Annotated in this window: 13 protein-coding genes; 8 read left to right on the forward strand and 5 right to left on the reverse strand. The window is 72.4% G+C overall.

Features of this window, described 5'->3' with window-relative positions; translation table 11 throughout:
* The first annotated feature begins 19 nt into the window (after window positions 1-19).
* Window positions 20-2,068, forward strand: coding sequence for a fructose-specific PTS transporter subunit EIIC (locus LB823_RS15000; protein ID WP_224648036.1), 2,049 nt, complete (start codon window positions 20-22; stop codon window positions 2,066-2,068).
* Window positions 2,069-2,135: 67 nt separating this feature from the next.
* Window positions 2,136-2,393 carry an HPr family phosphocarrier protein gene (locus tag LB823_RS15005; RefSeq protein ID WP_068523395.1) on the forward strand — a complete coding sequence of 86 codons (258 nt, stop codon included), beginning with the start codon at window positions 2,136-2,138 and terminating at the stop codon, window positions 2,391-2,393.
* Between the two features lie 63 nt (window positions 2,394-2,456).
* On the opposite strand, the gene LB823_RS15010 is transcribed toward LB823_RS15005, so the two are convergent.
* Entirely contained in the window at window positions 2,457-3,068 is a 612-nt protein-coding gene (locus LB823_RS15010) for a hypothetical protein (RefSeq protein WP_224648037.1), read from the reverse strand.
* 115 nt (window positions 3,069-3,183) lie between these two features.
* Between LB823_RS15010 and LB823_RS15015 the strand changes: the two genes are divergently transcribed.
* The 4 genes from LB823_RS15015 to pntB all read left to right on the forward strand — a co-directional run bounded on the left by LB823_RS15015 (window position 3,184) and on the right by pntB (window position 7,874).
* Window positions 3,184-4,104: a D-isomer specific 2-hydroxyacid dehydrogenase family protein gene (locus tag LB823_RS15015; RefSeq protein ID WP_224648038.1), complete on the forward strand. Its 921-nt coding sequence runs from the start codon at window positions 3,184-3,186 to the stop codon at window positions 4,102-4,104.
* The gene (locus tag LB823_RS15020; protein WP_224648039.1) at window positions 4,104-4,580 is read left to right on the forward strand and encodes a MarR family winged helix-turn-helix transcriptional regulator; all 477 of its coding nucleotides are present in this window, start codon (window positions 4,104-4,106) and stop codon (window positions 4,578-4,580) included. The genes LB823_RS15015 and LB823_RS15020 overlap by 1 nt, the downstream gene beginning before the upstream one ends.
* A 311-nt stretch (window positions 4,581-4,891) precedes the next feature.
* Window positions 4,892-6,418 carry a Re/Si-specific NAD(P)(+) transhydrogenase subunit alpha gene (locus LB823_RS15025; RefSeq protein WP_224648040.1) on the forward strand — a complete coding sequence of 509 codons (1,527 nt, stop codon included), beginning with the start codon at window positions 4,892-4,894 and terminating at the stop codon, window positions 6,416-6,418.
* 7 nt (window positions 6,419-6,425) lie between these two features.
* Window positions 6,426-7,874 carry a Re/Si-specific NAD(P)(+) transhydrogenase subunit beta gene (gene pntB, locus LB823_RS15030; RefSeq protein ID WP_224648041.1) on the forward strand — a complete coding sequence of 483 codons (1,449 nt, stop codon included), beginning with the start codon at window positions 6,426-6,428 and terminating at the stop codon, window positions 7,872-7,874.
* 65 nt (window positions 7,875-7,939) lie between these two features.
* Here the strand turns inward: pntB and LB823_RS15035 are convergent, their stop codons facing one another.
* On the reverse strand, window positions 7,940-8,590 hold the full coding sequence (locus tag LB823_RS15035) for an NAD(P)H-binding protein (protein ID WP_224648042.1): 651 nt from the start codon (window positions 8,588-8,590) through the stop codon (window positions 7,940-7,942).
* A gap of 230 nt (window positions 8,591-8,820) precedes the next feature.
* On the reverse strand, window positions 8,821-9,432 hold the full coding sequence (locus LB823_RS15040) for a LysE/ArgO family amino acid transporter (RefSeq protein ID WP_224648043.1): 612 nt from the start codon (window positions 9,430-9,432) through the stop codon (window positions 8,821-8,823).
* A 71-nt stretch (window positions 9,433-9,503) separates the two neighbouring features.
* On the opposite strand from LB823_RS15040, the gene LB823_RS15045 reads away from it, so the two are divergent.
* Together LB823_RS15045 and LB823_RS15050 are read left to right on the forward strand one after the other, a co-directional pair.
* Window positions 9,504-10,376, forward strand: coding sequence for a LysR family transcriptional regulator ArgP (locus LB823_RS15045; RefSeq protein WP_224648044.1), 873 nt, complete (start codon window positions 9,504-9,506; stop codon window positions 10,374-10,376).
* Between the two features lie 40 nt (window positions 10,377-10,416).
* A complete protein-coding gene (locus LB823_RS15050) occupies window positions 10,417-11,904 on the forward strand; it encodes a bifunctional phosphatase PAP2/diacylglycerol kinase family protein (protein WP_224648045.1) in 1,488 nt (495 codons plus the stop codon).
* 7 nt (window positions 11,905-11,911) lie between these two features.
* On the opposite strand, the gene LB823_RS15055 is transcribed toward LB823_RS15050, so the two are convergent.
* Window positions 11,912-12,736: a S1 family peptidase gene (locus LB823_RS15055; RefSeq protein WP_224648046.1), complete on the reverse strand. Its 825-nt coding sequence runs from the start codon at window positions 12,734-12,736 to the stop codon at window positions 11,912-11,914.
* A 17-nt stretch (window positions 12,737-12,753) separates the two neighbouring features.
* Window positions 12,754-13,611, reverse strand: a complete 858-nt coding sequence (locus tag LB823_RS15060; RefSeq protein ID WP_224648047.1) for a P1 family peptidase — start codon at window positions 13,609-13,611, stop codon at window positions 12,754-12,756.
* Between the last annotated feature and the right edge of the window lie 71 nt (window positions 13,612-13,682).

The raw sequence follows: 13,682 nt of genomic DNA on the forward strand, positions 1-13,682 counted from the left end.
AGAACCGGAGAACACCCCCATGACCGAATCGATCATCGCGCCCGAGCTGGTCGCGCTCGACGTCTCGGCCGGCACCGACAAGAACGAGGTGATCGCCTACCTCGCCGCCCGGATCACCGACGCCGGCCGGTCCACCTCCGTCGACGGCCTCGTCGAGGCGGCGCTCGCGCGTGAGGCCCAGTCCGCCACCGGCCTGCCCGGCGGCATCGCCATCCCGCACTGCCGCGCCGGGGCCGTCACCGCCGCGAGCCTGGGCTTCGCCCGCCTCGACCCGAAGGTCGACTTCGGCGCCCCCGACGGCGGCGCCGACCTCGTCTTCCTCATCGCCGCACCGGAATCCGGCGGCTCGCAGCACATGAAGCTGCTCAGTGCGCTCGCCCGCGCCCTGGTCCGGCCCGAGTTCACCGCGTCGCTCCGCGCCGCCGCGACGCCGGAGGAGGTGGTCGCCCTCGTCGAGGACGTCATCACCCCGAAGCCCGCGGAGCCGAAGCCCGCCGCTCCCGTCCCGGCGGCCCCGGCTGCACCCGCGGAGGAGACGGCACCGTCGGGCAAGCCCTCGCTCGTGGCGATCACGGCCTGCCCCACGGGGATCGCGCACACCTACATGGCGGCGGACGCCCTCAAGCTGGCCGCCGAGCGCGCCGGCGTCGAGCTGACCGTCGAGACCCAGGGCTCCTCCGGCTCCACGCCGCTCTCGCCGCAGACCATCGCCGACGCGGGCGCCGTCGTCTTCGCCACCGACGTGGGCGTGAAGGGCCGCGAGCGCTTCGCGGGCAAGCCCGTCATCACTTCCGGCGTCAAGCGCGGCATCAACGAGCCGGACGCGATGATCGCCGAGGCGGTCGCCGCCGCCTCTGATCCGAATGCCACCAGGGTCGACGGTGCCGCCGCCGCGAGCGGCGAAACCGCCTCCGCGCCGGCGGGTCTCGGCGGGCAGCTCAAGCGCGCCCTGCTCACCGGCGTCAGCTACATGATCCCGTTCGTCGCCGCGGGCGGCCTGCTCATCGCGCTGGGGTTCCTGCTGGGCGGGTACCAGCTCGGCAACTCGACGCTGTCCGAAGGGATGTCCGACGGCGCGTACATCGCCCTCCACAACTCCCTGTGGAACCTCCCCGACGGCGGGCTGCTGCAGTACCTCGGGTCGGTCAGCTTCGCGACGGGCCAGGCGGCGATGAGCCTCATGGTCGCGGTGCTCGCGGGCTACATCGCCTACGCGATCGCCGATCGTCCGGGGCTCGCACCGGGATTCGTCGCGGGCGTGCTCGCGGTGACCGTCAACGCCGGCTTCATCGGCGGCGTCGTCGGCGGCCTGCTCGCCGGCGTGGTCGCGCTGTGGATCGGCAAGCTCCAGCTGCCCCAGTGGGCCCGCGGCCTGATGCCGGTGGTGATCATCCCGCTGTTCGCCACGCTCATCACGGGCGGCCTGATGTACATGGTGCTCGCCGGCCCGCTTCGCTGGGTGAACGAGGCCATGACGGACGCCCTCAACGGGATGAGCGGCAGCAGCAAGATCGCGCTCGGCGTGGTCCTCGGCCTCATGATGTGCTTCGACCTCGGCGGCCCGGTCAACAAGGCGGCCTACGCCTTCGGCGTCGCCGGGATCGGGCTCGCCACCGCGGGCGTGCCGCAGTGGGAGATGATGGCCGCCGTCATGGCCGCGGGCATGGTGCCGCCGTTGGCGCTGGCGCTGGCCTCCACCGTCCTGCGCCCGAGCCTGTTCACCGAGCCCGAGCGGGAGAACGGCAAGGCCGCGTGGTTCCTCGGCGCGTCGTTCATCTCCGAGGGCGCCATCCCCTTCGCCGCGGCCGACCCGCTGCGGGTGATCCCGTCGATGATGCTCGGCGGTGCCGTGACCGGCGGCCTGTCCATGGCGCTCGGCGCGCAACTGCGCGCCCCGCACGGCGGCGTCTTCGTCCTGTTCGCCATGAACGGCACGTGGTGGAAGTTCCTCATCGCCCTCGCCGCCGGCGTCGTGGTGAGCGCCGTGGCGGTCGTCGCGGCCAAGTCCGTCGGCCGCGCGGGCGATGCAGCGACCGAATCCGCCCAGCCCGCGGCCGTCGCCGCGTAATACTGGTCCTGACCACTCGCGCGGCCGACCGGCGGCGCGGAGACGAACACACCCCACGAGGAGAGACATGCCCAGCACCACCGTCGCCGTCGGATCGGCCGTCGGCCTGCACGCCCGCCCCGCCGCCGTGATCGCCAACGCCGTCAACGAGTCGGGCCACGAGGTCACCCTGTCCGTCGCCGGCGGCGAGCCGGTCGACGCCGGTTCGGCGCTGATGATCATGACCCTCGGCGCCGAGCAGGGCGTGGAGGTCACCGTCGAATCCGCCGATCAGGGCACCGTCGACGCGATCGCCGCCCTCGTCGCCCAGGATCTCGACGCCTGAGGCGCCACGCGCACGAAGGAGGGGCGGCCGGAATGCCCGGCCGCCCCTCCTTCGTGTTCCGGTCTAGGTGACCGGCGCGATGCAGTAGCTCACGCGCTGCGGCGCGGCGTAGTTCAGCGCGGACGAGCCGCGGCAGGTCAGCGGGGCGCCCGCCGCCCGCTCGATCACCCGGATCACGTTCGACGGTGCGCTGCCCGTCGCGGACGGGCAGGCGACGGAACGGATGTCGGTGGTGGCGGCCGTATCGGGCTTGACCTGGTAGCAGTTGCCCAGTGTGAGCTTGGGGACGACGCACAACACGGCGCCCGCGGACTCGACGCGCGCGTAGCTCGGCTGGCTGCACGCGGTCTTCGCGGCGGCCTTCTCGGCGACGGCGAAGCTGAGGCCGTCGCCGTCGCACCCGGTGCGGGTGGCGTTGCCGCCGGAGACGGTGACGCAGTCGCCGACCTCGACCGAACTCACCGGCGCGACCTCCGGGCTCGACGGCTTGACCCCCAGGAGCAGGACCGCCGCCCCCATCACGAGCGCGGCGATGACGCCGGAGTAGACCACCGAGCTGACCACCTTCCAGGTGGTGGTCGGCCGCGCCTCGTCGATCCGCCGGCCCACCGGCGTCGCCTCGAGGCGACGCCGGAGCGCGGCGAGACGCGGCTGCGCGGGGTGGAGGAATGACATCGACATAGTCTCAATCTTAACTTGAGACTCACTAGGTAACACAAGTCTCAGTTTTCACAGATCGAATCGGCGCGGCTGGGCACGGCACCGACGCGGGCTCATTAGGCTTTGCGACATGTCATTCGACGACGCGCCCGTCATCGCCGTGGGTCCGAAGCCCGATCCCGATTTCGACGCCGCGATCACCGCGGGCGGCGGCGAACCCGGCCCGCTGGCCCGCGCCGACGGCCTCATCTGGACCGATTCCCGCGCGCCCCTGCCGAAGCTCCCGCCGAGCGTGCGCTGGGTCCAGCTGCCCTTCGCGGGTGTCGAGGGCTTCCTCGACAGCGGCGTCATCGCGGGCAACCCGAAGGTCGTCTTCACCTCGGCCGCGGGCGCCTACTCCGGCACCGTCGCCGAGCAGGCGATCGCGCTGCTGCTCGCCGGCGTGCGCGGGCTCTGGCGTCGAGAGACGTCCTGGGACGCGGCCGGCGCCGGCGCCCGCACGGGCCGGCTCGGCGGCACGACGGTGGCGATCATCGGCGCGGGCGGCATCGGTCGCGACATCATCCCCGCGCTCCGCGGGCTCGGCGTCAAGGTCGTCGCGGTGAACCGCTCGGGCACCGACGTCTCCGACGCGGTCGTGGTGACCGCCGACCACCTCGACGAGGTCTGGCCCGCCGTCGATCACGTGATCCTGGCGGCACCGTCGACCGCGGAGACCCGCGCGCTGGTCAACGCGAAGGTCCTCGCGCAGCTCCAGCCGCACTCCTGGATCATCAACGTCGCGCGCGGCTCGCTGATCGACACGGACGCGCTGGTCGCGGCCCTGAAGAAGGGCACGATCGGCGGCGTCGGCCTGGACGTCACCGACCCCGAGCCGCTGCCCGACGGCCACCCCCTGTGGTCGATCCCCAACGCGATCATCACCCCGCACGTCGCGAACCCGCCGCAGCACCTGCGCCCCGCGCTGCTCGCCCGCGTCGAGGTCAACGTGCGCCGCTTCGCCAACGACATGGAGCCGCTCGCCGTCATCGACGCCGACCGGGGCTACTGATGTCCGGTGGCCCCCCGGGGCCCCCTCCGCCGGACCCCGATGAGGTCGACCTCATCGTCCGGGGCATCGTCGGCCTGGCGAAGCGGATCCGCAGCGACGCGCGGTTCGTGGGCGCGGAGGTCTCCTACGTCGACTTCACGCTGCTGTTCGTGTTGCACGAGTCGCCGGGGATCCGCGCCGTCGACCTGGCCGAGGCCGTGTCGATCGACAAGTCGACCGCGAGCCGTCAGCTCGCGGGACTCGAACGACGGGGCCTGATCACCCGCGACGTCGACCCCGGCAACCCCCGATCCCGGCAGCTGCGCCTGACCGAGCGGGCGGAGCGCGTGCTGGCCGAGACCGACCGCGAATGGCGTCGCCGGATCGAGGCCCGGACGGCCGATTGGTCCCGCGAGGAATTGCGTACATTCGCGACACTGATCGACCGCTACATGAGCGTCGATCTGCCCGGCGAGGAGCCGCCGTCAGGCCTCTGATCACGGGCGGAATCCCGTGGAGTGATGCGGCTCACGAGGCTACCGAGCAGTAAGTTATGCCGTGCTATGGTCAGCCCACTGTTCTGTGCATCAGGCGACCAGCGTGCCCTCGCGATGCCCGGCGACCCCGGGCCTTCCGCGTCAATTCGCCTCCGTTCACACCGCGGCGGGGTCGTACACGCATGGAGTCGACCCGTTGCCGGAGCTCCGGGCGCGCATCCGCGGCCCGGTAGGGACGACAGGAACGAATCAATGAACGTCGGTGGACCGACCATGACTCCGTCCGCGGGTCGGCAGCGGGAGTGCTGCGCATGATCATCGGAGCTTTGAAAGAGGCACAGCCGGGCGAGACCCGCGTCGCCGCAACCCCCGCCACGGTGGCCCAGCTGATCAAGCTCGGCTACGAGGTGGTCGTGGACTCGGGCGCCGGTGTCGCGTCCTCGTTCGCGGACGAGGCCTACGTCGAGGCCGGCGCGTCGATCGGTGACGCTCGCGCCGCCGATGTGGTGCTCGGCGTCAACGCCCCGTCGGCCGCCCAGCTCGACGGCATGCGCCCGGGCGCGACCGTCGCCGGACTCCTGGCGCCCGCGCAGAACCCCGAGCTGCTCGAGGATCTCCGCGGCCGCGAGCTGACCGCGTTCGCCATGGAGTCGGTGCCGCGCATCTCGCGCGCGCAGTCGATGGACGTGCTGTCCTCGATGGCGAACATCGCCGGCTACCGCGCCGTCGTCGAGGCCGCGCACGTCTTCGGCCGGTTCTTCACCGGCCAGGTCACCGCCGCGGGCAAGGTCCCGCCGGCCAAGGTGCTCGTGGTGGGCGCCGGCGTCGCCGGCCTCGCCGCGATCGGTGCCGCCGGCTCGCTCGGCGCCATCGTGCGCGCGACCGACCCCCGCCCCGAGGTGGCCGACCAGGTCGCGTCGCTGGGCGGCGAGTACCTCTCCGTGCAGAACGAGGAGGCCGAGGTCTCGGCCACCGGCTACGCCAAGGAGATGGGCGACGACTACAAGGCACGCGAGGCGCAGCTGTACGCCGAGCAGTGCAAGGACGTCGACATCATCATCACCACGGCTCTGATCCCCGGGCGCCCCGCGCCGCGGATCATCACCGAGGAGATGGTCGCCTCGATGAAGCCCGGCAGCGTCATCGTCGACATGGCGGCGCAGAACGGCGGCAACGTCGGCGGCACCGTCAAGGACCAGGCGATCGTCACGCCCAACGGCGTCACCATCATCGGCTACACCGACCTCGCGGGCCGTCTGCCCGCGCAGGCCTCGCAGCTGTACGGCACCAACCTCGTCAACCTGCTCAAGCTGGTGACGCCCGAGAAGGACGGGCAGCTCGTGCTCGACTTCGAGGATCCGGTTCAGCGCTCGATCACCGTGACCCGCTCGGGCGAGCTGCTCTTCCCGCCGCCGCCGGTGCAGGTCTCGGCCGCGCCGAAGGCCGCGGCCGTCGAGCCGGTGGAGCCGAAGCCCGTCAAGGAGCCGATGTCGGCGTCCAAGAAGGTCTCGCTCACCCTCGTGGGCGTGCTCCTGTTCGGGCTGCTGATCAGCTTCTCGCCGAACCCGCTGCCGCAGCACTTCACCGTGCTCATGCTGGCCATCGTCATCGGTTACTACGTCATCGGCAACGTCGCGCACGCGCTGCACACGCCGCTGATGTCGGTCACCAACGCCATCTCCGGCGTGGTCGTGGTCGGCGCCCTGCTGCAGGTCGCCACCAACACCACGACGGTCCTGGTGCTGTCGACGATCGCGATCCTGGTCGCGTCGATCAACATCTTCGGTGGCTTCGCGGTCACCCGCCGCATGCTCGCCATGTTCAGCAAGGGGGCATGAGTAACTCATGAGTATCACTGCAATCTCCGTTGCGGCGTACATCGTCGCCTCGCTGCTGTTCATCCTGTCGCTGGCCGGGCTGTCCAAGCACGAGACCTCCAAGAGCGGCCTGACCTACGGCATCGTCGGCATGGGCATCGCCCTGGTGGCGACCATCGCGCTGGTCATCGACAAGGTGCTCAAGCCCGAGCTCGACCTGACCTGGCTGCCGGTGGCGCTCCTGGCCGGTGCCCTGATCGTCGGCGCCGTCATCGGCTTCTGGCGCGCGCGCATCGTCGAGATGACGGGCATGCCCGAGCTGATCGCCCTGCTCCACTCCTTCGTGGGCCTGGCGGCCGTGCTCATCGGCTGGAACGGCGCGCTCGAGGGCTTCCACGCCGACGGCGTGAACCCGGCCGACGTCCGCGCGCTCACCAACATCCACGAGGCCGAGATCGCGATCGGCATCTTCATCGGTGCGGTCACCCTGACCGGCTCGATCGTCGCCAACCGCAAGCTCTCCGGCAAGATGAAGTCGGCGCCGCTCATGCTGCCCGGCAAGAACTACATCAACGTCGGCTCGATCGTCGTGTTCATCGTGCTCACCGCGGTCTACGTCTCGCGGGACACCCACGGCGACAACACCTCGATGATCCTGCTCGGCGTGATCACCGCGCTCGCCCTCTTCCTGGGCTGGCACCTGGTCGCGTCGATCGGCGGCGGCGACATGCCCGTCGTCATCTCGATGCTCAACAGCTACTCCGGTTGGGCCGCGGCCGCGTCCGGCTTCCTGCTGAGCAACGACCTGCTCATCGTCACGGGTGCGCTCGTCGGCTCCTCGGGTGCGTACCTGAGCTACATCATGTGCAAGGCGATGAACCGCTCGTTCATCTCCGTCATCGCGGGCGGCTTCGGCATCGAGGCCGGCCCGGCGGAGGACAAGGACTACGGCGAGCACCGCGAGGTCAACGCCGAGGCCGTGGCCGAGCTGCTCACCGGCGCGAAGTCCGTGGTCATCACCCCGGGCTACGGCATGGCCGTGGCGCAGGCGCAGTACGGCGTCGCCGAGCTGACCAGCGAGCTCCGGAAGAAGGGCGTCGAGGTCCGCTTCGGCATCCACCCCGTCGCCGGCCGCCTGCCCGGGCACATGAACGTGCTCCTCGCCGAGGCGAAGGTGCCGTACGACATCGTGCTCGAGATGGACGAGATCAACGACGACTTCCCCGAGACCGACGTGGTCCTGGTGATCGGTGCCAACGACACCGTCAACCCGGCGGCGTCCGAGGATCCGAGCAGCCCCATCGCGGGCATGCCGGTGCTCACCGTGTGGGAGGCCGAGAACGTGATCGTCTTCAAGCGGTCGATGGCCGCCGGCTACGCCGGTGTCCAGAACCCGCTGTTCTTCCGCGACAACTCGGCGATGCTCTTCGGCGACGCCAAGGACCGCGTGCAGGACATCCTCGCCGCGATGCACTGACGCAGACAGCACACGGGCCCGGCATCGTCCTTCGACGGTGCCGGGCCCGCGTCGTCTGCGGGGGCTTAGGTCCAGGCCTCCTCGATGCGCACGTCGCCGTCGGTGAAGGGCAGGTCCTTCCCGACGGTGTCGGGCCGGTCCAGCACGGAAGCGGCCACCAGCGCGACGTTCGCGCGCGACGTTCCGGGGTTGTCCGCGGCCCGCACCGCCGCGGGATCCACCCGCCCGGTGGGCTCGTCGAGGGTGAGCCGGCCCGGCATGAGCACGGTCCAGTCCAGGTCGGAGGCGCGCACGGCGACGTCGGCGGCGGCCTTCGCCTCCGCGTAGGCGAAGAAGGAGTCGGTCTCCGGGACGCCGTGATCGGGGGCGGCGCCGAGGTACGAGACCATCACGTAGCGCTTCACCCCCGCCGCCTCCGCGGCCTGGACGGAGCGGATCGCGGCGTCGCGGTCCACCGCGTACGTGCGGTCGGGGTCGCCGCCGCCCGCGCCCGCGGAGAAGACCACGGCGTCGGAGCCGGCGAGTGCCGCCGCGATCTCCTCGCGCGACGCGTGCTCGACGTCGAGGACCAGGGGTTTCGCCCCGGTCGCGGCGACGTCCCCCGCGTGTTCCGGGTTGCGGATCCACGAGGTGACCGCGTCGCCCCGGGAACTCAGGACGCGCGCCAGGATGAGCGCGATCTTGCCGTGTCCACCGATGATCGTGACAGCTGCCATGCATCCCAACGTACGCGCTCCGGCGGCGTGCCCGATTCCGCCCGCCGCCACCCACAGGATCGCTGCAATGAGGGCATGCATGCGACGCATGCCCTCGTCACGAGGACACGCCGCTGACCAGTGAAGGCAACAGCCATCCGTGCCACGCATGACTGTTCTGCGAGGACAGACCTCCGTTTCGGCCCCGCGCGGCTCGCGACCACGCCCACCCAGTGCAGACTCGAGCGCTGTCAGCCGCCGAGGGGCATCGTCGCGAGCCGCAGGGCCAGGAGCAGCAGCAGGAGGCCGATCGCGGCGTTGATGGCCCGCCACACCCCGGGCCGGCCGAGCACGCCCGACATTCGGCGGGCGCCGAAGCCGAGCAGGCAGAACCACGCGACGCTGGCGACGACGGCGCCGAGCGCGAACCACCAGCGGTCGGCGCCGTAGCGGGTGGACGCGGAGCCGAGCAGCAGCACGGTGTCCAGGTAGACGTGCGGGTTCAGCCAGGTCAGCACGAGTACCCCGGTCACGACGGCCGCGACCGAGGCGGCGCCGTCGCCACCCGCGACCAGTCCTTCCGACCGTCGCGCCGACCACAGCGACCGCAGGCCGTAGCCGACCAGCACCACGGCGCCCGCCCACTTCACCACCTCCATGAGCAGCGGCCGGCCGGAGACCGCGGCGCCGAGGCCCGCCACCCCGGCGAGGATCAGCGCCACGTCCGAGGCGATGCACACCGCCACCACCGCGCCGAGGCCGCGCCCGCGCACGCCCACCTGCAGCACGTAGGCGTTCTGGGCGCCGATCGCCACGATCAGGGAGAGCCCGAGGCCGAGGCCGGCGAGGAGTGCAGAGGTCATGGCGTCGACGCTAGGGCCGTGGCGACCATTAGCGCCAATACGAAAAGGCGATCACCCATTAGAATCACTTCATGCTGAGCGGGCACCACCTGGAGACCCTCGTCGCGGTGGTCGAGGAGGAGAGCTTCGGCGCGGCCGCCTCCCGCCTGCGGATCACGCAGTCGGCGGTCAGCCAGCGGATCCGCGCCCTGGAGCAGCACGTGGGGCACGTGGTCGTCACGCGCGAGGGCCCGTGCCGCCCCACCGCGCAGGGGGAGGTGCTGCTGGGCCTGGCCCGCGGCGTCGCCTCGCTCGAGGCCGACGCGCTGGGCCGGCTCGCGGGCGGAGCACCGTCGGCCGTGCTCGACGTGGGCGTCAACGCCGACTCGCTCGCCACGTGGTTCCGCGACGTGATCGCCGCGGTCGCCGCCCTGCCTGACGGTCCGTTGCTGCGCCTCGTCGTCGACGACGAGCACCACACGGCCGCTCTGCTCCGCGCGGGCACCGTGCTCGGCGCCGTCACCACCGACCCGGAACCGGTGCAGGGCTGCGCCGTCGAGTACCTCGGCACTATGCGCTACCTCCCGGTGTGCACCCCCGGCTACGCGGAGCGCTGGCGGTCCGGCGGGCGCTGGCGCTGGCGCGAGATGCCCGTCGTGCAGTTCGACCTGCGCAAGGACGAGCTGCAGAACAAGGTGCTGCAGCGCCGCGGCGTGAAGGAGTCGCCGCCGATGCACCGCATCCCGTCGTCGGAGGGCTTCACCTACGCGGTGCGTGCCGGTCTCGGCTGGGGCAGCCTGCCCGAGGCCGACATCGGCGACGCCATCGACCGTGGCGCGCTGATCCGGCTCACGGACGACACGGTCGACGTGAAGCTGTACTGGCAGTCCTGGCGGCTGCACACCCGCGCGACCGAGCACCTCGCCGACGCGATCCACGCCGCGGCCGCCGTCCACCTGCGCTGATCCCTCGCGGACTCCCCGGGGCGGGAGTACCTTGGCGCTCATGCCGGATCATCCAGCGCCGCACCCGCTCCGCACGCTCCACGAGGGGCTCAGCGACCTCGACCGCCGGCTGTTCGACGCGGTCGCCGTCTCGCCGAGTCCTTTGCTGGACCTGACGATGCGCCCGCTGTCGGCGGCGGCCGACCACTCGAAGCTGTGGATGGTGATCGCCGCGGGCCTCGGCGGCCTGGGCGGGCTGTCGTCGCGCCGCGGCGCCGTCCGCGGCGTCGCCACGCTGGCCGTCACCAGCCTCATCGTGAACCAGGGGCTCAAGCGGATCTATCCGCGCCGCCGCCCCGTGCACGACGGGGTGCCGGCCAAGCGGGCCCGCCGCCAGCCCACGTCGACCTCCTTCCCGTCCGGGCACTCCGCCGCCGCGGCCGCTTTCGCGATCGGGGTCGGCCTGGAGAACCGCACCGCGGGCTACGCGCTCGCCTGCCTGGCCGGGGCAGTGGGCTTCTCCCGGGTCGCCACCGGCGCCCACTACCCCGGCGACGTGCTGGCCGGGTTCGCCGTCGGCGCGGGCGTCGCGGTCGCGGGCGCCCGCCTGGTGCCGCCCGTCGACGACAGCCGCACCATGACGCCCGAGCCCACCGTCGAGCGGATCGCGACGGACCCGGACGGCGCCGGCCTCGTCGTCGTGCTCAACCCCGCGTCCGGCGACGGCACCGGCACCCGCGTCGCGGAGGAGATCCGCAGCACGCTACCGAAGGCCGAGATCGTCGAGCTCGATGAGGATTCCGACATCGAGGCCGTCGCCACCGAGGTGGCGGAGCGGGCGGAGTTCCTCGGCGTCGCGGGCGGCGACGGCACCGTCGCGACCCTCGCCGCGCACGCCGTCGCGGCGGACAAGCCCCTGGCCGTCTTCCCCGCGGGCACCTTCAACCACTTCGCGAAGGACATCGGCGCCGAGACCGTCGCCGCCGTCGTGGAATCGATCCGGGCCGGGCGCCTCGCCCACGTCGACGTGGTGTGGCTCAACGACGAGAAGCTGCTGCTCAACACCGCGAGCATCGGCGCCTACCCGGAGTTCGTGCGCGCCCGCACGCGGTACCAGCGGCGGCGCATCGGCCGGGTCACCGCGACGGTGCGGGCGCTGCGCCGGGTGCTCCGCCACACCGCCCCGGTGGACGTGCGGATCGAGGGCCGCCCGGTCACCGTCTCCTTCTTCTTCCTGGGCAATTCCATGTACGGCGCACCGGGTTTCGTGCCGGGCCGGCGGACCCGGATCGACGACGGGGTGCTCGACGTGCGGTACCTCGAGGACGGGCACGGTAATGCGACGGCGCGCCTGTTCGGCTCCTGGATCAGCGGGCGCATCCGTAACTCCAGGGTCTACCGCGAGGTGCAGGCCCCGGTCGTCACGATCGAGGCCGACGAGCCCTTCCGCGTGGCCCACGACGGCGAGGCGGGCGAACTGCACACCCGCGCCCGGTTCCGGGTGGATTACCGGGCGCTGCGCGTCTTCGGCACCAGCCTCACGCGCTGACCCGCACTCACGAGACGCCCAGCAGCGTCATCTCGTTGGCGTTGATGTCCGCGGCGATGAGGGTGCCCGTGCCGCCGCCGGTCCCGGTCCCGTCGGGCCGGGTGTGCACCGTGTTGACCACGCCGACGGCGGTGAACGTCCCGTCGGGCCACCGGGCGTAGACGGGCCCGCCCGAATCCCCCTCGACGGCGGGGATTCCGGCCCAGGTGACCCGGGTGCCGGTCACGTCGTCGAGCACGCCGCAGTGCTTGCCGGTGCGCGCGCCGACGACGCAGATCTCGGGCCGTCCCGCGCGCAGGTCCTCGGTGCGGCTGACGCCCCGGACGGGGCCGATCGCTCGCGCGACGGGCGCCACGTCGCTCCCCGCGAGCTGGATGATCGCGATGTCCTGCCCGCGGGTGCTGCGGGTGGCCTTGATGTACTCGCCGAACGGGGTGCTGCCGCCGTCCGGGGTCAGGTAGCGGGCGACGGGATTGCGGCCCGGCCGGGCTTTCCCGGCCAGCTCGGCGCAGTGCCCGGCGGTGAAGGCCACGACCTGGCCGCCGGGGTAGCGGGCGAGGAAGCCCAGGGTGCAGACGCTCGCGTACACGCCGAACGGGTCGGCGTACGTGGTGATCCCGGACCCGGTGGTGGGCTGCGGCGCCGTCGCGGGCTTGAGGCCGGGCGCCACCACATCGTAGGGCTGCACGACGGGCGTCGTGATCACGACCGCCGGGCTCGACGGTGCCTCCGGCGCGGCGACCTCGTCGCGCTGGACCACCGCGCAGCCGCCGAGGAGGAGGAGCGACACCGCGCACGCCACGGCCCGCAGCGGGCGGCGGGCGACGGTCATCGACTCAGCGTAGGTCGTCAGGCGCGCGAGCGGATGGCCTCGGCGACGGCGGAGATCGCCAGCGCCCGCACCACGTCGACCTTCGCGTCCACCTCGCCGGTCGCGGCGGAGATGAAGGCGTCGCCGTCGTAGCGGGTGTGCGGCGGGTCGATCGCGCGGGCCAGCCCGTCGTGCGCGCCCTGCGCCAGGATGAGGCACTCGATCTTGGTGAGCTTCGCGTTGGTGATCACCACGCCGATGGTGGTGTTCTGCCGGTTGCCGCCGAAGGGCTCGTAGCCGCCGAAGTCGGGGGCCCCGGCCTCGCCGGTGAGGATGTCGCCGAAGGCGTTCACGGCGCACAGCGCGCCCACGACCACGTCGCCCGCGCGGACCTCGGCGTACGCGAGGCCGGCGTCGTGCAGGTTCTCCAGGCCGCGGGCCTTGCCGGTGGTGGCGCCGGTGCCCGCGCCGATCAGGCCGTGGAGCTCGGTGTCGGTGCTCGCGGAAGCTGCTGCCGCGTAGCCGTTCTCGGCGGTCGGGCGGACCGTCGGATCGCCGACCATGAGGTCGAACAGGCCCAGGGTGGGCACGATCGGCACGCGGCCGGCCACGGTCTCGACGCCGCGGCCCTCCTCCTCGAGGCGGCGCATCACCCCGTCGGCGGAGGCCAGGCCGAAGGCGGAGCCCCCGGTGAGCACGGCGGCGTGGATCTCCTCGACGGAGCGCTCGGGGGAGAGCAGGTCGAACTCGCGGGAGGCGGGGGCGCCGCCGCGCACCTCGCCGGAGCCGACGGTGCCGTCGGGGAAGGTCACGACGGTGCAGCCGGTGCGGGCCGCCGCGTCGGTGAAGTGGCCGACGCGGACGCCGGGGACGGTGACGCTCGGGACGACGGGCATGCTCCCAGGCTACGACGGTGCCGTCGCGCGCGGGTGGCGGCGGGTCGGGCGCGGGGTGTCAGGCGCGGGCG

Source organism: Tsukamurella sp. M9C (assembly GCF_020169415.1).
Taxonomy (GTDB): Bacteria; Actinomycetota; Actinomycetes; order Mycobacteriales; family Mycobacteriaceae; genus Tsukamurella.